Here is a 21,438-nt window from a genome sequence, read left to right on the forward strand (position 1 = left end):
GAGTAAGGGTTTCATGGAAATCAATCCCATTGTGACGAAGATTAAAGAGCTTCGTGAGCGCACTGAAGCGCTCAGGGGGTATCTTTGACTATGATCAGCGTAGTGAACGACTGATCGAAGTTGAGCGCGAACTGGAGCAGCCCAGCGTCTGGGACGACCCGGAGCGGGCACAGGCTCTGGGCAAAGAGCGCGCGGACCTTGAGCTGATCGTCAAGACCATCGACAACCTCACCTCCGGTCTGGAAGACGCCGAGGGCCTGCTGGATATTGCTGCAGAAGAAGAGGACGAGGGCACCGTTGCCGAGATCGAGTCAGATCTTGAGGGTCTTGATAAAGAGCTCGAGAAGCTTGAATTCCGCCGCATGTTCTCCGGCGAAATGGACGCCAACAACGCCTATCTGGACATACAGGCCGGTTCCGGTGGCACCGAAGCCCAGGACTGGGCCAACATGCTTTTGCGCATGTATCTGCGCTGGGCCGAGCGCCGGGGCTTCAAGGCCGAGATAGTCGAGCTGATGGAGGGCGAAGTGGCGGGCATCAAGAGTGCCACCATTCACATCCAGGGCGATTATGCCTATGGCTGGCTGCGTACCGAAACCGGCGTTCACCGTCTGGTGCGTAAGTCACCGTTCGATTCCGGCAACCGTCGGCACACGTCTTTCTCTTCCGTGTTTGTGTCACCGGAAGTGGATGACAGCTTCGAAATTGAAATCAATCCGGCGGATCTTCGGGTGGATGTTTACCGTGCCTCCGGCGCCGGTGGTCAGCACGTTAACCGGACCGAGTCGGCGGTGCGTCTGACTCACAATCCCACCGGTATTGTCGTGGCCTGTCAGGCTGGTCGAAGCCAGCATCAGAACAAGGACCAGGCCATGAAACAGCTCAAGGCGAAGCTGTTTGAGCGTGAGATGCAGGAGCGCAACGCGGAGAAACAGAAAGCCGAGGACGCCAAGGCCGACATCGGTTGGGGCAGCCAGATCCGCTCCTACGTTCTGGACGACAGCCGTATCAAGGACCTGCGCACCAAGGTAGAAACCAGTAATACCCAGTCGGTGCTGGACGGTGACATTGACAAGTTCATCGAAGCCAGCCTGAAAATGGCGCTGTAACCAGCGCCTTTGCCACGCTAACCCGGACAACCCGATTCCTAGTGAGCCAAAATGACTGATCAAACTCAGAATGCCGCACCGCATGAGGACAACAAGCTGATTGCCGAGCGCCGCGCCAAACTGTCAGAAATGCGCGACCAGGGCAACGCCTTCCCGAACGACTTTCGTCGTGACGCCACCGCCGCCGAACTGCAGGCGAAATACGGTGAAAAAACCAAGGAAGAGCTGGAGTCCCTCGGTATCAAGGTGGCCATTGCCGGCCGCATGATGCTCGATCGCAAGGCATTCAAGGTGGTCCAGGACATGACTGGCCGGATCCAGATCTACGCGTCCAAGGATGTCCAGAAAGACACCAAGCACTGGGATCTGGGGGACATCGTGGGCGTGCGAGGCACCTTGTCCAAATCAGGTAAGGGCGATCTGTACGTGACCATGGACGAGTACGTGTTGCTCACCAAGTCCCTGCGCCCGTTGCCTGAAAAGCACAAGGGCCTGACCGATACGGAAGCCCGTTACCGCCACCGCTACGTCGATCTGATGGTCAACGAGGACAGTCGTCGGGTGTTCTATGCGCGCTCGAAGATCATCAGCGCCATGCGTCAGTACTTCACCGACCGGGACTTCATGGAAGTTGAAACCCCGATGCTGCAGGTGATTCCTGGCGGCGCCACGGCGCGGCCCTTCGTGACCCACCATAACGCGCTGGGTATCGACATGTACCTGCGTATTGCCCCGGAATTGTTCCTGAAGCGTCTTGTCGTCGGCGGCTTTGAGCGGGTGTTCGAGATCAACCGGAACTTCCGGAACGAGGGGCTTTCCACCCGTCATAATCCAGAATTCACCATGGTGGAGTTTTATCAGGCATACGCTGACTACAACGACCTGATGGATCTGACCGAAGACATGCTGCGCAGCATTACGCAGAAAGTGCTGGGTACGACGACCGTCGTGAACACCCGCACCCTGGCGGATGGCAGCGAAGAAACCGTCGAGTACGATTTTGGTAAAGCCTTCGAGCGCCTGACCGTGGTCGACGCCATCCTGCGCTACAACCCGGACATCAAGCCGGAACAGCTGGCGGACGACGCCAGTGCCCGCCAGGTGGCGAAAAACCTTGGTATTCATCTCAAGGATGGTTGGGGCCTGGGCAAAGTCCAGATCGAGATCTTCGAGGCGACGGCGGAGCATCGCCTGATGCAGCCGACATTTATCACCGAGTACCCGAAAGAAGTGTCGCCCCTGGCCCGCTGCAAAGACAGCAACCCGTTCGTCACCGAACGTTTCGAGTTCTTCGTGGGCGGTCGCGAAATCGCCAACGGCTTCTCGGAGCTGAACGACGCCGAAGATCAGGCGGAGCGCTTCCAGGCCCAGGTGGCCGAGAAAGAGGCCGGTGACGACGAAGCCATGTTCTACGATGAAGACTACGTGATGGCCCTGGAATACGGCCTGCCGCCCACCGCCGGTGAAGGTATCGGAATCGACCGGCTGGCCATGCTGCTGACCAACTCCGCATCAATCCGCGACGTTATCCTGTTCCCGGCCATGCGCCCCGAGCACAAGGCCGACAGCCGTAAAGACGCGGAGTGATCCATGAGCCCGGTTGAGGTACTGGCCAGCCAGCTCAGGCCCGACCGGGGCTGGAAAGAACATCTCGCGGAAGAATTCCGCCAGCCCTACATGCAGGGCCTGGCGGAATTCCTCGCCGCCGAGGAACAGGCCGGAAAAGTCCTGTTTCCCGCCAGCCAACACTGCTTCAACGCCCTCAACAGCACGCCACTGGATAACGTGAGAGTGGTCATTCTAGGCCAGGACCCTTACCACGGTCCCGGCCAGGCCCACGGCCTGTGCTTCTCCGTGCGCCCGAACGTGGCCATCCCGCCCTCACTGGTGAACATCTTCAAGGAAATACAGGACGACCTGGGTATCGCTCCCCCGGACCACGGCTGCCTGCAGCCCTGGGCCGAGCAGGGCGTACTGCTGCTCAACAGCGTTTTAACCGTCGTTCAGGGCCAGGCCGGCGCCCACCAGGGCAAAGGCTGGGAAACCTTCACCGACAAAGTCATCGAAACCATCAACCGGGAACGGGAAGGCGTGGTATTCCTGCTCTGGGGCAGCTACGCCAAAAAGAAAGGCCAACACATCGACCGCTCCAAACACCTGGTCCTGGACGGCCCTCACCCGTCACCCCTGAGTGCTTACCGGGGCTTCTTTGGTTGCAAGCACTTCTCAAAGGCCAACGACTGGCTGGAGCAGCAGGGAAAGCCCACCGTTAACTGGGCGTTGCCAAGCAAAGCTGAGCTGATCGAGAGATACAAGAAGAGCTGAGGGCATGTCCGCAAGTAGTCTTCGGGATGGGGTCAGGCTCCCAAAACCGTGCGGAGCCATGGATGGCGGAGCCGAGCGTACAGGGAAGTATTCACAGCGTGTTTTGGGAGCCTGACCCCATCCTGAAGACGGGCGGTCAAACTCCCAGAGGCAAAAAATTACTGAAGCAGCGCCATCGCCGCTTCCATCTGAGCGTTCAGATCCTCTTCCTCGCTCATGTCGATATTCGGATCCAAGCCAAGACGATCAAACGCCGAAATCTTCGTCCAGTCCATTTCATTCCAGGGGTGCTCTGACCCCGCAACCAGCTGCAGATTGGCCACCATCACCAGATCAGCATAGTCGGCCGTCGGAACTTCCCGGTTGAAGTTGGCGTATTCCAGGGGAACGTTCTGGAGCTCTTTCGGGAAATCCCACTTCTTGAGGATGGTCGCCCCGATCTTGGGATGCAGCTCATCGACCACGTTATCCAGCATGATACTGCTGATCTGGATATCCTGATCTTCCACATAACGCAGGATGGGTAGAACACCGATCAGATGCACCAGACCTGCAAGGGTAGCCTGGTCGGGCTTGAGTTTCGTGTAGTGTTGCGCCAGAACATGGCACACGCCCGCGACTTCGGTACTGGTCTGCCAGGTAGCGCGCATGCGCTTGTCGATCATGTCGGACGTGGCCTGGAACATCTGCTCCATGGCCAGGCCCATGGCCAGGTTGCTGGTGTAGGCCATGCCCAGTCGGCTGACCGCCATGTTCAGGTTCTCGATGGCGCGACTGCCGCGAAACAGCGGGCTGTTGGTTACCCGGATGATGCGTGCGGAAAGCGCCGTGTCATTGCTGATGACCTTGACCAGATCGGCGATTGAAGAATCCTCGGATTGCGCAATATCTCTGACCTGAAGGGCCACCTCCGGAAGGGTGGGCAGCACCAGCTTATCGTTTTCGATGGCAGCGTTGAGATCGGCTTTGATGGTTTCGACAATATTCGACATGGTCAGTAGAGGTCCGCGTGTAGGTTCCGGCTGATGGCCCTGCCGGAATAATCAAACATGTGAGCTATTACATAGCAAAATAGCAAATTCTGGCGCGTTTGCCTGTCAACTTATGTATCTGATTGTGCGCTTTTTTCCCTTTCGGGCACCGGGTAGGGCAGCGGCATTGGCTCCAGCGTCACCTGTGACAGGCCCTCCGGATGCAAGGCGTTTTCAGCGGCATCGTGGCGAACTACCGCAAGTAATTCAACGCTGCCGTCGCGGTATTTGATCGCGTTGACCACTTCTCCGACTGACCGCTCGCCGGCAAACAATGCGGTTCCGGGGGTTGGCAGGTCTTCTGACTGTTCAATGCGGAAGCGGAAAAGGCTCTTTTTCAATTGCCCGAGGAAGTGCATGCGGGCAATCACTTCCTGACCCGTGTAGCAGCCTTTCTTGAAATGCACGCCGCCCACATGCTGCCAGTTCAGCATCTGAGGCACGAAGGACTCTTGTGTGGCGGTAGTCAGGGAGGCGACGCCCGCTGCGATTTCGGAGGCCTGCCAGTCGGCCGCCGACATACGGGCGCTGGCGGGAAGTGCTGCTTCGCCCTCTTCAGTGTGCCAGAGCTCGAAGCGGGGTGTGCCCTCGGCTGTCGATTGCGTTTTCACGAGGATGCCGTCAGGGAGCGTGCAGGCGTCCCCGGGCTCCTTCAGAGAATCCAGTGGCTTTCCGGCGAGCGTTTCTGCCAGGCCGTTGCCCAGAATCCCTATAATCTTCGTTTCCTGAACTACCTCCATGGTGGTTCCACGAAACAGCATCAGATATTTGCGCAAGTGGCTGATGATGTCGTCAGCGAGTTCGGCGGGAAAGTCCATCAGGATATCGCCGCCCGAACGGACCATACGTGTGAGGCAGTAGGCACGTCCCTTGGGCGTTGCTGCGGCCGCGCGCGGCGAATACTCCGGGATTACCTCATCGAGGTTCTGGCTGAACTGGCCCTGAAGAAACTTGTCGGTGCCCGGGCCGCTGACGCATACCACTAAGCGGTTGTCGAGATCCGCCCAACCGTTGTCCGGCAGGGGATACTCTGCAACGGCAGATACAGAAGCGTCTGTGTCGGTCATGGCGTACTCCAGGTTATTGAATCAGTGAGATGATCGCCGGGGGCGGCCCAGTCTGAGCCAGACCCTGAGACGACGGAAATCCTCCGCCGGAACATTGCCCGGGCTTCCGGGTACTGGTGCCAGCAGGAGTGAAGTGTATGAGCGGAATCTGGTGCCGGCAGGCCGAAGTTTCAAGAGTGCCAGGCCTGACCAGATCCGGCTGGAGGCAAGTGGAATAACCTCTACCCTCTGCTTGTCTCCGATTCTGGCATACATTTTATCGTGTTCGATCAGGAGACCACTCACGGAACCACAGCCCAGAAGTAACCCGTTTGACCGATACTGCAGGGCGGCGCCCCACAGTGCAATGGGGATTGCAACGAGAAGCCAGAATTTGCCTGCCAGCAGCGCCATCAACAGGAAAGCCAGCAGCAAAACCCATGGCAGTACCGCAAGCCGGCCAACCAGCAGGGAGGGCGTGAGCGTTAGTTCAATCCGGCTGGACACGTTTGAGAATGATGTCGACCATGCGTTGAAGATCGGGATCGGCCGGGCGGCTGCGTTGCATGAACCACTCAAACATGTCGTTATCTTCGCAGGTGAGCAGTTTCTTGTAGCGGGCCTGGTCTTCAGCGTCCAGATCGCGGAAGGCCTCTTCCATGAAGGGAATCAAAAGGTTGTCCAGCTCCAGCATGCCTCTACGGCTATGCCACCAGAGGCGGTTGAATTCTGCTTTTTCAGACGATGCAGGTGTCTCTGACATAGTGTTTACCATTGAATCCTTTGTAAAAACGGTGTTAGTTCAGGGCGCGAGTGTACGGTAGGTGGTGGGAACCAGCACGGTATCACGCACCTCATTGATCAGTCCTGGATAATCGAGAGTGTAGTGCAGCCCTCGGCTTTCCCTGCGCTGCAGTGCCGAACATATGATGAGATCAGACACGGTGACCAGGTTCCGAAGTTCCAGCAGGTCATTGGTGACACGGTAGTTGCTGTAGAACTCGCCGATTTCCGCAGACAAAAGATCCACCCGGTGCTTGGCCCGCTGCAGCCTCTTGGTGGTCCGCACAATGCCGACGTAGTCCCACATGAAATGGCGAAGCTCGTCCCAGTTGTGGGAGATTACCACGTCTTCATCGGAGTCCCGCACCTGGCTTTCATCCCAGTCTGGTGCCTCTGGCGGTGGTGGAATGTCGGCTTCCCGGCGGGCAATATCCGCTGCAGCCGCACGGCCATAAACCAGACATTCCAGCAGGGAGTTGCTGGCCATTCGGTTGGCCCCATGGAGCCCGGTGAAGGCAGCCTCGCCGACCACGTAGAGCTGGTTAACATCGGTTCGGGCACGTTCATCGCTCATGATTCCGCCACAGGTGTAGTGAGCGGCTGGAACCACGGGAATGGGCTCCCGGGTAATATCGATACCGAAGCCCAGACACTTCTCGTAGATGGTGGGGAAGTGGTGCTTTATAAAGTCGGCGGGTTTGTGGCTGATGTCCAGGTAGAGATGATCAGCGCCCAGTCGTTTCATTTCGTGGTCAATGGCCCGGGCAACGATATCACGGGGCGCCAACTCGCCACGCTCGTCAAAGCGATCCATAAACCGGGAACCATCCGGCAGTTTCAGCAGGCCACCCTCGCCCCTCACGGCTTCCGTGATCAGGAAGGATTTGGCGTGGGGGTGATAAAGGCATGTGGGGTGAAACTGGTTGAACTCCATGTTTGCCACCCGGCAACCGGCCCGCCAGGCCATCGCAATCCCGTCTCCGGAAGCGCCGTCCGGATTGGTTGTGTAGCGGTAGGCCTTGGAGGCGCCGCCGGTGGCAATCACTGTGAATCGTGCCCGGAACAGCTCTACATGGTTGTCTTCAAGGTTCAGGATGTAGGCACCGACGCATCGGTTTCCCGGCAGGGACAGTTTGCGATTGGTGATCAGATCCACAGCCACCCGACCAGACATGAGTTCTATGTTTGGTCGTGCCTCTGCCTGGGAGGTGAGGGTGGTTGAGACCGCATGCCCCGTGGCATCGGCTGCATGAATGATGCGCCGATGACTGTGGCCGCCTTCACGGGTCAGGTGGTAGTGGGCGTCCTGATCCCGCGTAAAATCGACACCGGAATCGATCAGCCAGTTGATGCTTTCCCTGCCATGTTCGACCGTGAACCGCACGGCGTCCTCATGGCACAGGCCGGCGCCGGCATTGAGGGTGTCGGAGATGTGGTTTTCGGTGGAATCCTGATCATCCAGAACTGCGGCGATACCGCCTTGTGCCCAGAGCGTGGCGCCACTGCTGATCTGGGCCTTGCTCACCACGCAGACCTTCAGGTGCTCTGGCAGATTGAGCGCGACGGTAAGGCCGGCAGCACCACTGCCGATAATGAGAACATCGTATTCGAAGGACTGTGGCATCGGGTCGTTATCGCAGGCCATAATGTGGACGTGTATTGAACTAAACTTTACGCTTGCTGTCTATTTGGCCTGACAGGGTGAGCCGCCTGACCGGTGGTCTAGCCCGTTTCATGAACGGACGCCGGATAGCATCAATGACGCAGCGAAACTTGGTACAGGCCGGACAGCTGGCCATCAAATCAGGGAACCCCGGCAACCAGTCCATGACTCCTGATACAGAGAAACAACAGGGCGATCACCCGGACAGCCAGACGGATCTGCAGCTGGTGCGCAAGGTCCGTAATGGTGATCGCGCCGCCTTCGATCTTCTGGTGGTCAAGTACCAATCCAGAGTCGCATCAATTATCAGTCGGTACGTCTACGACAGTCAGGAAGTCATGGATCTGACCCAGGAGACCTTCGTAAAGGCGTTCAGGGCGATCGAGCGCTTCCGCGGGGACAGCGCCTTCTATACATGGCTGTACCGGATTGCCGTCAATACCGCGAAGAATTACCTGGAATCCCGCGGCCGGCGGCCGCAGGGCAGTGCCGACTCGGCGGAAGCGGAGAATTTCGATGACGGTTCACGGCTGCGTGACACCGCTTCGCCTGAACGGCTCCTGCAACGGGAACAGCTCCAGAAAGAATTGAACAAGGCGATCGCCCAGCTTCCTGAGGAGCTGCGCTCTGCCTTTCTGCTCAGGGAATACGATGGGCTTAGCTATGAGGATATCGCGGGTATCCTCGAGTGCCCGATCGGTACTGTCCGTTCAAGAATATTCAGGGCCCGGGATGCGGTTGATCGGCATCTCGGGCCTTTACTCAATCACTCGGTGACGTAATTGAGGTTGCATCCCATGGATGATCGTCTCAGAGAAACACTGTCCGCCATGATGGACGACGAAGCTGACGAACTTTCGGTACGTCGCCTGCTTTCCCACGATCGCCAGGACGAGGTTCGGGCGCAGTGGCAGCGTTGGCAGGATGTTCGCGACCTTATGCATGACGGCCACTCGCCGGCCCATGGTATGGACGTCAGTGTGGGCGTCCGTGAACGGCTTGACGGGCGGGGCACCACCGCGGTCAGGCCTGAAGCTGCCGTACAGGCCAGCAGGTCCGGCCGCTGGCACTGGCCGGCTGCCGCCATGGTTGCCATGGCGCTGCTGGTCGGGTTCGGTGCTGGTGCCGGTTGGGATTCATCCGCGACCGGGCCGGTTCAGCCGGTGACCGCAGCTGCACCAGAAACGCCTGTGCAGGACCAGCCGGTCAGGGAAATTGCCCTGCAGGGTCTTGATGAGGAACAGTGGGAGTATATGAGTCGCTACCTGCTGGAACACGCACAGCACAACAGTGTTGGCGCCGGGCGGGGCGCCGTCGGCTATGCCCGTCTGGTCAGTGCCAATGGTGCCGGCTACTGAACCCCGGAGCGAGAGTTTAATCATGCCTCAAGTCTTCATTAATGTTGTCCCAAGCCGTGCGTTGTCCATGCTCGTGGGTTTTTTGCTCGCGCTTGCTGGGTCGCTGCCGGCTGCCGCGGACGAAGACGAGGCATCCGCCTGGCTTGAAAGGCTGGGTCCGGCCCTGAACATGACGTCCTACCGCGGTGTGTTCGTATACGCCCGGGGCGAGAGCGTGCACTCCATGCAGATTGCCCATCGTTACAATGATGGCGTTGTAGAGGAGCGACTGGTTCTGCAGGACGGCGGCAGTGGAGAAATTGTTCGCAAAGGCATGAATGTGGTCTGCGTGCTTCCTGAAACAGGCCGCGTCAAGCTTGACCAGGTGATTCCTTCAGGCCCGTTCGCCGAAGCGTTCACCAGTCAGCTGATGCCGGTCAGCCACTGGTATCGGGCGGAAATGAAAGGTGAGGACCGGGTTGCAGGGTATGACGTGGTTTCAGTGGCGCTAAGCGCCAAGGATCCCTACCGCTACAGTCATCGGCTTTGGCTGGAGAAATCCACCGGTCTTCTGGTCAAGAGTCACGTTCGTAATGCCGAGGGGGAAGTGCTTGAGCAGTTTCAGTTCACCAGCCTGCACATCGGCGAGGACATTCCCGATAGCGAATTCGAGATCCGCACCGAGGGCCGGGAAATTTCCAGAACGCTGGATGAGCCCGCTGCTACGGCATCGGTGGTCCAGCGTATGGATGGGTGGCAGCTTGGCTGGCGCCCGGAAGGGTTTGTCCCTGCGGCGGCGCCTCGCTCCGGCAAGGGCCAGGCCGTTGCCTTCTCCGATGGCCTGGCCGCTTTTTCGGTCTTCGTTGAGCCGGCTGGCCCGGTTAGCATGCCGACGGGCGCCTCCCTGATTGGCGCCACCACCGTTTATATGCATCAGGTGACGGAAGGGGATAGCGCTTTTCTGGTTACCGTCGTGGGTGAGCTGCCTCCGCAGACTGCGCGCCAGGTTGCCGAATCGGTGCGTATTGAAGACTCGGTGGCCCTGGGTGCAGGTGAGCCGTGATTACTGAAACCGGAAAAGTGGTCGCGCTCAAGGGCGACAAGGTCTGGGTCCAGACGATCCGAACCAGCGCCTGTCAGAGTTGTGCTGCCCGTAATGGTTGTGGTCAGAAAGTCCTGGCGGCTGCCTCGGGCGGGCGCGCCAACCAGATTCTGGTGACCAACTCGGTCAATGCCAGGGTGGGAGATGAAGTAACCATCGGAATCGATGAGCAGGCGTTGCTGGGTGCTTCCATTCTGGTCTACGCCGTCCCACTGATCCTGATGGTTGTCGCAAGTATCCTCGGGCACCAGATGTCCGGTGGTAGCGATGGCGCTGCGATGCTAGCCGCGGTCGCTGGCCTGGCTCTGGGTTTTTTCGCAGGACGCAAACTGCAAGACGCGGGCGGCAAGGAGTATGAGCCCCGCCTGGTCCGGGTAAGCCGGATAGCCTCTGAAAACTGTCTGTAAACCCTACGGTTTTGTAAGTTGAAAATCGGTGGGCCGAACCCAAAACTACGCCTAGGTGTAAGCACAACAGGGGGTACAACATGTCGAGTGCAACAGCAGTTGCCCAGTCGTCACGTAATTTTATACCCGGAAGGATGCCGGCCGCTTTGCTGATTTTGCTGTCCGCCATGGTGTTGGCGGGCTGGAGTCAGGCGAGTTCAGCCCGAAGCCTGCCTGATTTTACCGAGCTGGTTGAAGATAACGCCGGTGCGGTGGTGAACATCAGTACAACCACAGAGCCCACGCGCCGCAATTCCGGCGCTCCCGGGATGCCGTTTGATGAGCGTCAGCTCGAACAGCTTCCCGAGTTTTTCCAGGATTTCTTCCGCGGACCCCAGTCTCCGTTTGGAGGTGGGCCTGGCAACTCCCAGCCACGCCGCTCCATGGGCTCCGGGTTCATTGTCTCCTCGGACGGTTACGTCTTGACCAATAACCACGTGGTCGAGGGAGCTGATGAGATCATCGTGCGGCTGAATGACCGGCGCGAGCTGCCCGCGACGCTGGTTGGAACAGACCCTCGTTCCGATATGGCCGTGCTGAAAATTGAAAACGGCGATGATCTGCCTGTCGTTCAGGTAGGTCGGTCCCGAGATCTGAAAGTCGGTGAGTGGGTGTTTGCGATTGGCTCGCCGTTTGGATTCGATTACACGGTAACGGCCGGAATCGTCAGCGCCCTGGGTCGCTCCCTGCCATCGGAAAACTACGTGCCCTTCATTCAGACAGACGTAGCGATCAACCCGGGCAACTCCGGTGGCCCTCTGTTTAACCTGGAGGGCGAAGTGGTCGGTATCAACTCCCAGATCTACACCCGCTCTGGTGGTTTCATGGGGGTCTCCTTTGCCATTCCGATTGACGATGCTATGAACGTCTTCCGTCAGTTGCGCGACAACGGCTCTGTATCCCGTGGCTGGCTTGGGGTGCTGATTCAGGAAGTGAACCGTGATCTGGCCGAATCCTTTGGTCTCAAGCGGCCCCGCGGTGCACTGATTGCCGAAGTAATGTCCGGTTCGCCGGCGCAGGCAGCCGGCCTGCAGGCAGGGGATATCGTCCTCAGCTATGACGGCGACGATGTGCAGCTTTCCTCTGACTTGCCGCCCATGGTTGGCCGCACGCCGGTTGGTGAAACTGCCGAACTGAGAGTGCTTCGCGGTGGCGAGGAAATCGAGCTTCAGGTTGAAATCGGTCGCCTTCCCGAGGAGGGAAGCCAGCAGGCTTCCGCACCGGCCAGTGACAGTGATGGTCCCGGCTCTGCGCCCCTGGGCATGATGGTCGAACCGCTTCCTACGGACATGGCCGACTCAATGGGTATTGAAGGCGGCGTTGTGGTCAATAACGTTGCGCGGGGTGCGGCTTCCGAAGCGGGCATCCGTGCGGGCGATGTGATCACGGAAATGAATCGCCAGAAGGTGACATCGGTGCAGGAATTCCGCGAGGCTGTTCAGTCGCTGCCCGAGGGCAAGGCGGTATCGGTCCGGGTGGTGCGCCAGGGTCGGGCACTGTATCTGGTGATGAAGCCCTGATACCCTTCTGCTGATCCGGATTACCTGAGATAGAGCCCCCGCAGGTGTTGGAAACGACACTTTCGGGGGCTTTTGTTATACTCGGCGGATCAATAAAAATGAGTGGCCATGGAACGGACCAGCCCCATGATGAACAGACAGGAACTCTCTCTCCGTAAGCTACTGGAATTTCGCAATGCCTGGGTCGCCTGGCTGGTCTTCGCGGTAGCCGTTGCCGTCACCCTATTGCTGTGGCAGGTGTCTATCCGGCTGGTTGAAGACCGCACGGAAGCCCGTTTTCGCACCCAATCGCTCCAGCTTAAATCCGCCATCGAAGAGCGCTTGCTGAATTACGAGCAGGTGCTGGCCGGCAGTGCCGGTCTGTTTGCGGTGACCGGAGACGTTTCCCGTGATCAATGGCGTGAATACGTGGACAAGGTTGATATCAACCGCTACTACCCGGGCATTCAGGGGATTGGCTATGTTCGCCGTATCGGTGTACGTCAGATGGCCGATCATATTGCCTCTGTCCGCGCGGAAGGGGTGCATAATTACCTGGTGAACCCGCTGGGTAGCGGCCCCTACTACTACCCCATGGTCTACCTGGAGCCTGGCACGGAACGGAACCGACGGGCCCTCGGCTACGATGCCTTCAGCGATCCCATTCATCGCCAGGCCATGGAGCAGGCCCGGGATGATGCTATCCCCACGGTGACCGCCAAGGTGGTGCTGGTTCAGGAAGAGCTTGGCGAAGACCAGGCCAGTTTTCTGATGTATTACCCCGTCTACCAGGGTGGAGAAGTGCCCGAGATCCGGGCTGAGCGTCGCATGATGTTGGCGGGCTATGTGTTCAGTGCCTTCCGGATGAACAATCTTATCGACGGCATTGTTGGCCTGATCTCGCCGTTTCTTGATGTCCGGATCTACGATGCCGGAGTCGTGGAACGGCAGAACCTCATGTATGGCTCCAATCTGGGGTCCCTGGACAACGAATTCAGTTTCCAGATGAGTCAGACCATCAGCCATGGTGGTCGAGACTGGCTGTTGCAGACGCGCTCCACGCCCGCCTTTGATTTCCTGGCCTCGGATCCGCGGCCTCCGATCGTCCTCGGCAGTGGCCTGGTGATCAGTGCCCTGTTGTTCCTCTTCGTGCTTGCCTTGATCCGTTCACGGCTGATGGCGCAGATCAGTGCCGGCCGCTATCGGGCGATTACCGAAGGCGCAGCCAATGTCACCCTGGTGATGGACCGTGCCGGGCAACCCCTGTACGCGAGCCCGTCCAGCCTGGATATCCTTGGCTTCGAGCCGGATCAGGTTCAGGCCCTGAACTTTGAGGAGCTCGTTCATGGTGACGACTGGCCCCAGCTGCAGCGAGGCTTTGACGATTCCGTTCAGTCGCCGGGCAAACAGATGCCGGTCATCCGGGTCCGTATCCGTGATGCCAAGGGGCAGTGGCGGGATATGGAGGGCACCTTTACAGCCATGTTGTCGGTGCCAGGCGTCAATGGCGTTGTGCTTAGCCTGCGGGATCTGACCCAGCTCAAGGCCGCCCAATCCGAGCTGCACAGGCTTGCATTCTATGATCCGCTTACCGGCCTGGCGAACCGGCAACTGTTCCGGGACCGTTTGAATCACGTGGTCAGCCGCAGTCGCCGGAGTGGTGAGCCGGCTGCCCTCATGTTCCTGGATCTCGACGGCTTCAAACGTATCAACGACACCCTGGGGCACGATTCCGGCGATGAACTGCTGTGCCAGGTGGCACAGTGGCTGGTGGGTTGTGTCCGTGAGGAGGACTCGGTTGCCAGGCTCGGCGGCGATGAGTTTGTGGTTTTGCTGTCCCGGATCAGTGACTCCGATGCTGCCGGCAAGGTCGCAGAGACCATTCTGCGCAGTCTTTGCCAGCGAATCCGGCTGAACGATCACGAAGTCGGCATTACGGTCAGTATCGGCATCACCATGATTCCCCACGACAGTGAGGACGCCGGAACCCTGATGAAGTACGCTGATCTGGCGATGTATCGTGCCAAGGAGCTGGGTCGGAATACGTTCCAGTTCTTCACCCCGGCCATGAACATCAAGGCGGCAAGGCGGCTTCTGCAACAGGAGGAGTTGGCCACGGCGCTGGATGGCGATCGCTTCGTTCTGCATTACCAGCCGAAGATTGATCTGGCCAGTGAGCGGGTGATTGGGGTTGAGGCATTCCTGCGCTGGCATCATCCGGAGAAGGGGCTGGTGTCGGCACAGCAGTTCATCGGTCTTGCCGAGGAAACCGGCCTGATTGTTCGCCTGGGTGAATGGGCTTTGAGACAGGCCTGTATTCAGGTTCAGGCCCTGGAACGGGCCGGCTTTGAATCCCTGAAAATGGCGGTGAATCTGTCTGTTCGACAACTGACCGATTCGGGCTTCCTGGACATGATCCGACAGGTCATCACCGAGACGGGCGTCTCGCCGGAGCGGCTGGAGCTGGAGATGCCGGCGGAGCTGCTAAATGAAGATCCGCGAATGCTCAGGGAGTTGCTGGTGTCACTCCATGATCTCGGGGTCTGTCTGATCCTGGATGATTTCGGCACCGGCTCCTGTTCACTGGTTGCTTTGCAGCAGCTGCCGCTGGATGTTATCAAGATCGACCACCGGTTCATTCGCGACATTCCCTACAATGTCAGTGCCACGGATGTGGCCTCCGCAGTGATTGCCCTGGCCCGCAAGCTCCACCTTACGGTGGTTGCGGAGGGTGTGGAAACCCCACAGCAGCTGAGCTTCCTGAAAACTCACGGCTGCGCCCAGTGTCAGGGCAACCTGTTCAGCTATCCGCTGGACGAGGATGCGCTCATCGGTTTCCTTATCCGGCAATACGAACGGCCGCTGATTTCCTGATCATGGCAATGGCGGCCGGTAACCGGTAAAATCACGCCGTTCCCGGATCCCGGTAGCGGCCCTTCCGGGCTCAATCCTTCGTCTTAACTGAGTATTCATCGTCTGTGACTGAACTGAGCCGAATCCGTAACTTTTCCATCATCGCCCACATTGACCATGGTAAATCCACGCTGGCAGACCGTTTTATCCAGGTTTGCGGCGGCCTGACGGACCGTGAGATGGCCGAGCAGGTCCTGGACTCCATGGATCTCGAGCGTGAGCGAGGGATTACCATCAAGGCCCAGAGTGTCACGCTGAATTACACCGCCCGTGACGGGCAGGAATACAAACTGAACTTTATCGATACCCCGGGCCACGTGGACTTTTCCTACGAGGTTTCTCGCTCGCTCTATGCCTGCGAGGGGGCCCTGCTGGTGGTGGACGCCGGGCAGGGTGTTGAAGCCCAGTCCGTGGCTAACTGCTACACCGCCATTGAGCAGGGTCTCGAAGTTGTGCCGGTTTTGAACAAGATGGATCTCCCGCAGGCCGAACCGGAGCGGGTAGCGGCAGAAATCGAGGATATCATTGGCATTGAAGCGTCTGATGCGGTTCGCTGTAGCGCCAAGAGTGGTCTGGGCGTGGAAGATGTTCTGGAAGATCTGATCAAGAAGATCCCGCCACCCAAGGGCGACCGAAGCGCGCCCCTGCAGGCTCTGATCATCGATTCCTGGTTCGACAATTATCTGGGCGTCGTGTCTCTCGTGAGGGTGACCGAGGGCACCCTGAAAAAGGGCGACAAGATCGTCATCAAGTCTACCGGGAAGGCCTGGAATGCCGACAAGGTTGGTATTTTCAATCCCAAACCGAAAGACACCGACCTTCTGGAGTCCGGCGATGTCGGCTTCGTGGTGGCCGGAATCAAGGACATTCACGGGGCGCCGGTAGGCGATACCATTGTTCACCAGAAGTTCGCCGAGCAGACGCCAATGCTGCCCGGGTTCAAGAAAGTCAAACCCCAGGTCTACGCCGGGTTGTTCCCGGTCAGCGCCGACGACTACAACGATTTCCGGGATGCCCTGGAAAAACTGACCCTCAACGATGCCTCGCTGTTTTTCGAGCCGGAGAATTCCGATGCCCTTGGCTTCGGTTTCCGCTGTGGTTTCCTGGGCATGCTGCACATGGAAATCATCCAGGAGCGGCTGGAGCGTGAATACGACATCGACCTGATCACCACGGCGCCAACGGTGATCTATGAGGTGGTTACCAAACAGGGTGAGACCCTGTCGGTAGACAATCCGTCCCGGCTTCCGGATATTGGTTCCATTGAGGAAATGCGTGAGCCGATCGTAGAAGCGAACATTCTGGTGCCCCAGGAGCATATCGGAAATGTGATAGCCCTGTGTGAGGAAAAGCGTGGCGTCCAGAAGAACATGCACTTCATGACGACCCAGGTCCAGCTCACCTATGAGCTGCCGATGGCCGAGGTAGTGATGGATTTCTTCGATCGTATCAAGTCAGCCAGCCGCGGCTTTGCGTCCCTGGACTACCACTTTACCCGGTTCCAGACCGCCAACCTGGTTCGCCTGGACGTGCTGATCAACGGCGAGCGTGTCGATGCCCTGGCGCTGATCGTGCACAAGGAGCAGGCTCACCACAAAGGGCGCCAGTTGATCGAAAAGATGAAAGAGCTGATTCCTCGGCAGATGTTTGATATCGCGATTCAGGCCGCCATTGGTAATCAGGTTGTGTCGCGGGTCACCGTGAAGGCGCTACGCAAGAACGTAACCGCCAAGTGCTACGGTGGTGACGTTAGCCGGAAGAAGAAACTGCTGCAGAAGCAGAAAGAAGGTAAAAAGCGTATGAAGCAGCTGGGTAATGTCGAGGTGCCTCAGGAAGCGTTTCTTGCCGTACTGAAAGTGGATAAATAAAAGGCCTCCTGGATGGATATCGATTTTCCCCTGGTACTGGTGGTACTGACCTTTGCAACGGGTCTGATCTGGCTGGCGGACAAGCTGTTTCTTCGTGAGCGTCGTCTGGCTGCCTACCGTGCCAGCGGCACCGGAGACGCAGTGGATGAAGGCTCCCCGGCGGAATCGGAGGAGCCAAAAGAGCCCTACCTGGTTGACCTTAGCCGATCGTTCTTTCCGGTGCTGGCGATTGTTCTGGTCCTCCGGTCCTTCCTGGTTGAACCGTTCCAGATTCCGTCGGGATCCATGTTGCCCACCCTGGAAGTCGGCGATTTCATTCTGGTGAACAAATACGCCTACGGGTTCAGGCTGCCGGTTGCCGGCACCAAAGTGATTCCGGTCGGCGATCCCCAGCGCGGCGATGTGATGGTTTTCCGCTACCCGGAGGACGGCCAGACCAACTACATCAAACGGGTGATCGGTTTGCCCGGCGACCATATCCGCTACCGTGACAAGCAGCTGTTCATCAATGGCGATCGGGTGGAAACCCGGTTTATCGCGCGGCTACCGCCGATGGAACTGCGCCGCGAGGATCTCGGTGAAGTAGAGCACGACATTTTTCTGACCATGGGCCGGTCTGGCGGCGGTGGTGAGGGCGAATGGCTGGTGCCCGAGGGTCATTATTTCGTCATGGGTGACAATCGCGACAACAGTAATGACAGCCGCTATTGGGGCACGGTCCCGGACGAGCTGGTGGTGGGCAAGGCCTTTGCTATCTGGATGCACTGGAAATCCCTTACCAGTCTGCCATCCTTTGATCGTGTAGGCGGAATCGAGTAACTCGGACTATCTGGAGCGCAGTCGTAATGAAGAAAAATAATCTTTCCGGCATGGGCCGTCAGCGCGGTGCCTCGGCATTGACCATGATGGTGATGGTGCTGTTTTTTGGTGGCCTGCTGACGCTGGTGATCAAGCTTGGTCCCGCCTATCTGGATGACATAACCATTCAGGAAGCGCTGGAAAGCCTTGATGGCACCGAAGGTCTCTCCCAGATGGGGCCTGCCCAGGTCCGTACGTTGATCAACAAACGGCTCAGCGTGAACAATGTCCGGGGATTCGACGCCAAGAATATTTCGGTCGATAAAGACGGCGATCTGGTCGTTATCAATGTTGATTACGAAGTGCGCAACAACCTGTTCAGCAATGTGGATACGGTGGTTCACTTCAAGCACAAATATGAGATGAAGGGCAAGTGAGTTCACAACCGGATCTGGATCAGTTACAGCGGCGCATCGGCTATCAGTTCAAATCGCCAGAGCGGCTTCTGCTGGCACTCACCCACCGGAGTTATGGAAATCAGAATAACGAGCGCCTCGAATTCCTCGGCGATTCCATTGTGAATATGGTGATTGCCGAGTATCTGTTTCTGCACTTCGAAAAAGCCCGGGAAGGCCAGTTGAGTCGTCTGCGGGCCCGGATGGTAAAAGGCGTTACACTCGCCGAAATTGGTCGGGAGTTCCAGCTCGGCACATACCTTCGATTGGGCTCGGGAGAGCTTAAAAGCGGAGGCTTCCGCCGGGAATCCATCCTGGCCGACGCCGTGGAGTCCATCATCGGCGCCATCTACCTCGACAGTGATTTCCATACCTGCCGGGAACAGGTATTGCGCTGGTTCGAGCACCGTCTGGAAAAGCTCGACCTGCAGGACACCCAGAAAGACCCCAAGACCCGTTTGCAGGAATATCTCCAGTCGCGTCAGTTTCCGCTGCCACGCTATGACGTCATTTCCGTGGACGGCGAGGCCCACAACCAGACATTCCATGTATCCTGTGCGCTGCCGTCGCTGGACCGAAAGACCACCGGGACTGGCAGCAGCCGCCGGGTGGCCGAGCAGCAGGCAGCCCGTAACGCCCTGAAAGAGTTGGGCGTGGAGAACCAGTAATGAACGATATCACCCGTCCGGAAAACCCGGACAGTCGCTGCGGTTTTGTGGCCATCGTTGGCCGTCCGAACGTGGGCAAGTCCACGTTGCTGAACCATATCCTCGGGCAGAAGCTGAGCATCACTTCCCGCAAGCCGCAGACCACCCGTCATCAGGTGCTGGGTATCAAGACCGTAGGGCCGGTGCAAGCGATCTATGTGGACACACCTGGCATGCACGAGGAGGAGCCCCGTGCCATTAACCGCTACATGAACAAGGCGGCCACGTCGGCGCTCATTGATGTCGATGTGGTGGTGTTTGTGGTGGATCAGCTGGCCTGGACGACCGCGGATGAGATGGTGCTGGAGAAACTCAGTCGCCTGAAATGCCCTGTGATCCTGGCGGTGAACAAGGTCGACAAGATCGAAAAACGGGAAAGCCTGCTGCCGCACCTGGACATGCTCTCGAAAAAGCGTGATTTTGCCGAGATCATTCCACTTTCGGCACTGAAAGAGACCAATCTTGAACCTCTGGAAGAGGCGGTGGGGCGTTTCCTGCCGGAGAGTATCCACTTCTACCCGGACGACCAGATCACCGATCGCAGTGAGCGTTTCCTGGCGTCGGAGATTGTCCGGGAAAAAATCACCCGCCAGTTGGGGGCCGAATTGCCTTATTCCGTGGCGGTGGAGATCGAGGAGTTCAAGCGGGAGGGCAAGACCCTGCACATATCCGCCCTGATCCTGGTCGAGCGCGAAGGTCAGAAGAAGATCATCATCGGCGAGAAGGGCGAGCGGATGCGCCGCATTGGTCAGGAAGCTCGTACGGATATGGAGCGTATGTTCGACAGCAAGATCATGCTGAGGCTCTGGGTAAAGGTGAAGCGTGGCTGGGCAGACAGCGACCGGGCTCTGAAAAGCCTGGGCATGAACGACCTCTGAGGCAGCTATGAAGGGGCCTGAGCTGCAGGAGCCCGCTTATGTCCTTCACCGCCGGCCCTGGCGGGAAACCAGCCTGATGGTGGATCTCTTTGCCCTGAACCATGGCCGGATGACCGTCATTGCCCGGGGCGCCAACAGTGCCAAAAGTCCTCTGAAAGCCCAGCTACAGCCCTTCCAGCCGCTGGTGGTGGACTGGGCCGGTCGGGGCGACCTGAAAACCCTGACCCAGGTCGACGTGCGAACCGGCCCGACAATCACCCGGACAGTGTCGCTCTATAGTGGCCTCTACCTGAATGAACTGTTGCAGCGGGTTCTGCCCGCCGCTGATCCCCATCCGACCCTCTTTGCAGCCTACATAGATGCCATCCGGCGGCTGTCCGACACCACAGACGTGGAGCCGGTGCTGCGGCGGTTCGAACTCGCTTTTGCTGCCGCCCTGGGTTACGACTTTGCCTGGGATCTTGCCACCGATACGGGGCAATCCGTCGAGCCTGACCGGGAGTATTGTTATGATCCGGAGCAGGGCATTGTTTCCGGGCTGTCGGCCGGTGTGCGACTGCGGAATCTGCCCGGGGAAGTATTACTGGATCTGGCCCGGGATGATCTGCAATCGGACCGCTGTCGGCGGCTGGCGAAGCGGGTCATGCGGGTACTGATCGATTATCTTCTGCAGGGGCGCCCCCTGAACAGTCGCAGCCTTTTCACTCACCTTCGGGGAGAATCCCATGAATCCTAGAGTACTGCTTGGCGTCAATATTGATCACGTTGCCACCCTCCGTCAGGCGAGGGGGACCCGGTATCCGGATCCGGTTCAGGCAGCACTGATGGCCGAGGAAGCCGGGGCAGACGGCATCACAATCCATCCCAGGGAAGACCGGCGTCATATTCAGGATCGGGATGTGCTGCTGCTCAAAGAGGTGCTCCAGACCAAGATGAATCTGGAAATGGCGGTAACCGATGCCATGCTGGCGTTTGCCGAACAGGTGCGGCCGGAATGTGTCTGCCTGGTGCCGGAGAAGCGTGAGGAATTGACCACCGAGGGCGGTCTGGATGTGGAAGGTCAGGAATCCCGGGTGGCCAAGGCCTGTGAGCGCCTCGCCCGAATTGGCGCCGAAGTGTCATTGTTTATTGATCCGGACCCGGCCCAGATTGATGCCGCAGTGCGTTGCGGCGCGCCGGTAGTCGAACTTCACACCGGAGAGTATGCCGAGGCCGAAACGCCAGAGGCTGAAAATGCCGCGTTCAAAACCATTGCCGATGCGGTGGCCTATGCCCGCAAGAAAGGGCTTATCGTCAATGCCGGCCACGGCCTGCATTATCACAACACCGAGCGGGTAGCGGCGATCCATGGCATCAACGAACTGAATATTGGCCATGCCATTATCGCCCGTGCGGTTTTCACCGGTCTGAAAGAAGCGGTCCGGGATATGAAGGCCATTATTGATCAGGCCCGCAGCCGGGCCTGATTCGAGGTAGCG

The 21,438-nt window shown here is 58.5% G+C and carries 21 protein-coding genes; 16 read left to right on the forward strand and 5 right to left on the reverse strand.

The window, feature by feature from the left end; all coding sequences use genetic code 11:
- Positions 1-13: 13 nt before the first annotated feature.
- The 3 genes from prfB to ung all read left to right on the forward strand — a co-directional run bounded on the left by prfB (position 14) and on the right by ung (position 3,434).
- Positions 14-1,109 (forward strand): peptide chain release factor 2 gene (gene prfB, locus ACP86_RS14960; protein ID WP_099045589.1). Its coding sequence is split into 2 segments (ribosomal slippage): positions 14-85 and positions 87-1,109, totalling 1,095 coding nucleotides; the frame shifts between segments, so codons are not numbered across the junction.
- Between the two features lie 51 nt (positions 1,110-1,160).
- On the forward strand, positions 1,161-2,696 hold the full coding sequence (lysS, locus tag ACP86_RS14965; protein ID WP_053114624.1) for a lysine--tRNA ligase: 1,536 nt from the start codon (positions 1,161-1,163) through the stop codon (positions 2,694-2,696).
- Between the two features lie 3 nt (positions 2,697-2,699).
- Entirely contained in the window at positions 2,700-3,434 is a 735-nt protein-coding gene (gene ung, locus ACP86_RS14970; protein WP_053114625.1) for a uracil-DNA glycosylase, read from the forward strand.
- 158 nt (positions 3,435-3,592) lie between these two features.
- Here the strand turns inward: ung and ACP86_RS14975 are convergent, their stop codons facing one another.
- From ACP86_RS14975 to nadB, 5 genes are all read right to left on the reverse strand, one after another.
- Complete coding sequence (locus tag ACP86_RS14975; RefSeq protein WP_014576275.1) at positions 3,593-4,426, reverse strand: HDOD domain-containing protein; 834 nt, start codon at positions 4,424-4,426, stop codon at positions 3,593-3,595.
- Positions 4,427-4,536: 110 nt separating this feature from the next.
- Positions 4,537-5,532 (reverse strand): YgfZ/GcvT domain-containing protein, encoded by a 996-nt coding sequence (locus ACP86_RS14980; RefSeq protein ID WP_053114626.1) that lies wholly within the window; start codon positions 5,530-5,532, stop codon positions 4,537-4,539.
- Positions 5,533-5,553: 21 nt separating this feature from the next.
- Positions 5,554-6,018 (reverse strand): hypothetical protein, encoded by a 465-nt coding sequence (locus ACP86_RS14985; RefSeq protein WP_053114627.1) that lies wholly within the window; start codon positions 6,016-6,018, stop codon positions 5,554-5,556.
- Positions 6,002-6,274: a succinate dehydrogenase assembly factor 2 gene (locus ACP86_RS14990; protein ID WP_014576278.1), complete on the reverse strand. Its 273-nt coding sequence runs from the start codon at positions 6,272-6,274 to the stop codon at positions 6,002-6,004. The genes ACP86_RS14985 and ACP86_RS14990 overlap by 17 nt, the downstream gene beginning before the upstream one ends.
- A gap of 39 nt (positions 6,275-6,313) precedes the next feature.
- Entirely contained in the window at positions 6,314-7,918 is a 1,605-nt protein-coding gene (nadB, locus tag ACP86_RS14995; RefSeq protein WP_008176209.1) for an L-aspartate oxidase, read from the reverse strand.
- Between the two features lie 134 nt (positions 7,919-8,052).
- Here nadB and rpoE point away from each other — a divergent pair, with 134 nt between their 5' ends.
- From rpoE to pdxJ, 13 genes are all read left to right on the forward strand, one after another.
- Positions 8,053-8,739 carry an RNA polymerase sigma factor RpoE gene (gene rpoE, locus ACP86_RS15000; protein ID WP_008176207.1) on the forward strand — a complete coding sequence of 229 codons (687 nt, stop codon included), beginning with the start codon at positions 8,053-8,055 and terminating at the stop codon, positions 8,737-8,739.
- A 15-nt stretch (positions 8,740-8,754) separates the two neighbouring features.
- The gene (locus tag ACP86_RS15005; RefSeq protein WP_053114628.1) at positions 8,755-9,315 is read left to right on the forward strand and encodes a sigma-E factor negative regulatory protein; all 561 of its coding nucleotides are present in this window, start codon (positions 8,755-8,757) and stop codon (positions 9,313-9,315) included.
- Between the two features lie 67 nt (positions 9,316-9,382).
- Positions 9,383-10,357, forward strand: coding sequence for a MucB/RseB C-terminal domain-containing protein (locus tag ACP86_RS15010; RefSeq protein WP_014576281.1), 975 nt, complete (start codon positions 9,383-9,385; stop codon positions 10,355-10,357).
- A complete protein-coding gene (locus ACP86_RS15015; protein ID WP_008176201.1) occupies positions 10,354-10,803 on the forward strand; it encodes a SoxR reducing system RseC family protein in 450 nt (149 codons plus the stop codon). The genes ACP86_RS15010 and ACP86_RS15015 overlap by 4 nt, the downstream gene beginning before the upstream one ends.
- Positions 10,804-10,937: 134 nt before the next feature.
- Positions 10,938-12,362 carry a DegQ family serine endoprotease gene (locus tag ACP86_RS15020; protein ID WP_053114629.1) on the forward strand — a complete coding sequence of 475 codons (1,425 nt, stop codon included), beginning with the start codon at positions 10,938-10,940 and terminating at the stop codon, positions 12,360-12,362.
- Between the two features lie 126 nt (positions 12,363-12,488).
- On the forward strand, positions 12,489-15,215 hold the full coding sequence (locus tag ACP86_RS15025) for an EAL domain-containing protein (RefSeq protein WP_053115542.1): 2,727 nt from the start codon (positions 12,489-12,491) through the stop codon (positions 15,213-15,215).
- A gap of 104 nt (positions 15,216-15,319) precedes the next feature.
- Entirely contained in the window at positions 15,320-17,122 is a 1,803-nt protein-coding gene (lepA, locus tag ACP86_RS15030) for a translation elongation factor 4 (protein WP_014576285.1), read from the forward strand.
- 12 nt (positions 17,123-17,134) lie between these two features.
- Positions 17,135-17,941 (forward strand): signal peptidase I, encoded by an 807-nt coding sequence (gene lepB / locus ACP86_RS15035; protein WP_014576286.1) that lies wholly within the window; start codon positions 17,135-17,137, stop codon positions 17,939-17,941.
- 26 nt (positions 17,942-17,967) lie between these two features.
- Positions 17,968-18,357, forward strand: a complete 390-nt coding sequence (locus tag ACP86_RS15040; protein WP_008176189.1) for a DUF4845 domain-containing protein — start codon at positions 17,968-17,970, stop codon at positions 18,355-18,357.
- Positions 18,354-19,043: a ribonuclease III gene (rnc, locus tag ACP86_RS15045; protein ID WP_008176185.1), complete on the forward strand. Its 690-nt coding sequence runs from the start codon at positions 18,354-18,356 to the stop codon at positions 19,041-19,043. The genes ACP86_RS15040 and rnc overlap by 4 nt, the downstream gene beginning before the upstream one ends.
- Positions 19,043-19,960, forward strand: a complete 918-nt coding sequence (era, locus tag ACP86_RS15050) for a GTPase Era (RefSeq protein ID WP_053114630.1) — start codon at positions 19,043-19,045, stop codon at positions 19,958-19,960. Before rnc ends, era begins: the two co-directional genes overlap by 1 nt.
- Before the next feature lie 7 nt (positions 19,961-19,967).
- Entirely contained in the window at positions 19,968-20,696 is a 729-nt protein-coding gene (recO, locus tag ACP86_RS15055) for a DNA repair protein RecO (RefSeq protein ID WP_053114631.1), read from the forward strand.
- Entirely contained in the window at positions 20,686-21,426 is a 741-nt protein-coding gene (pdxJ, locus tag ACP86_RS15060; RefSeq protein ID WP_053114632.1) for a pyridoxine 5'-phosphate synthase, read from the forward strand. Before recO ends, pdxJ begins: the two co-directional genes overlap by 11 nt.
- Positions 21,427-21,438 lie beyond the last annotated feature (12 nt).

It is taken from the genome of Marinobacter sp. CP1 (genome assembly GCF_001266795.1).
GTDB classification, from domain to species: domain Bacteria; phylum Pseudomonadota; class Gammaproteobacteria; order Pseudomonadales; family Oleiphilaceae; genus Marinobacter; species Marinobacter flavimaris.

Coding starts and splice junctions, on each gene's coding strand:
- lysS (WP_053114624.1), top strand. CDS start 1,161: ATGACTGATCAAACTCAGAATGCCGCACCGCATGAGGACAACAAGCTG.
- ung (WP_053114625.1), top strand. CDS start 2,700: ATGAGCCCGGTTGAGGTACTGGCCAGCCAGCTCAGGCCCGACCGGGGC.
- ACP86_RS14975 (WP_014576275.1), bottom strand. CDS start 4,426: ATGTCGAATATTGTCGAAACCATCAAAGCCGATCTCAACGCTGCCATC.
- ACP86_RS14980 (WP_053114626.1), bottom strand. CDS start 5,532: ATGACCGACACAGACGCTTCTGTATCTGCCGTTGCAGAGTATCCCCTG.
- ACP86_RS14990 (WP_014576278.1), bottom strand. CDS start 6,274: ATGTCAGAGACACCTGCATCGTCTGAAAAAGCAGAATTCAACCGCCTC.
- nadB (WP_008176209.1), bottom strand. CDS start 7,918: ATGCCACAGTCCTTCGAATACGATGTTCTCATTATCGGCAGTGGTGCT.
- rpoE (WP_008176207.1), top strand. CDS start 8,053: ATGACGCAGCGAAACTTGGTACAGGCCGGACAGCTGGCCATCAAATCA.
- ACP86_RS15005 (WP_053114628.1), top strand. CDS start 8,755: ATGGATGATCGTCTCAGAGAAACACTGTCCGCCATGATGGACGACGAA.
- ACP86_RS15010 (WP_014576281.1), top strand. CDS start 9,383: ATGCTCGTGGGTTTTTTGCTCGCGCTTGCTGGGTCGCTGCCGGCTGCC.
- ACP86_RS15020 (WP_053114629.1), top strand. CDS start 10,938: ATGCCGGCCGCTTTGCTGATTTTGCTGTCCGCCATGGTGTTGGCGGGC.
- ACP86_RS15025 (WP_053115542.1), top strand. CDS start 12,489: ATGATGAACAGACAGGAACTCTCTCTCCGTAAGCTACTGGAATTTCGC.
- lepB (WP_014576286.1), top strand. CDS start 17,135: ATGGATATCGATTTTCCCCTGGTACTGGTGGTACTGACCTTTGCAACG.
- ACP86_RS15040 (WP_008176189.1), top strand. CDS start 17,968: ATGAAGAAAAATAATCTTTCCGGCATGGGCCGTCAGCGCGGTGCCTCG.
- era (WP_053114630.1), top strand. CDS start 19,043: ATGAACGATATCACCCGTCCGGAAAACCCGGACAGTCGCTGCGGTTTT.
- recO (WP_053114631.1), top strand. CDS start 19,968: ATGAAGGGGCCTGAGCTGCAGGAGCCCGCTTATGTCCTTCACCGCCGG.
- pdxJ (WP_053114632.1), top strand. CDS start 20,686: ATGAATCCTAGAGTACTGCTTGGCGTCAATATTGATCACGTTGCCACC.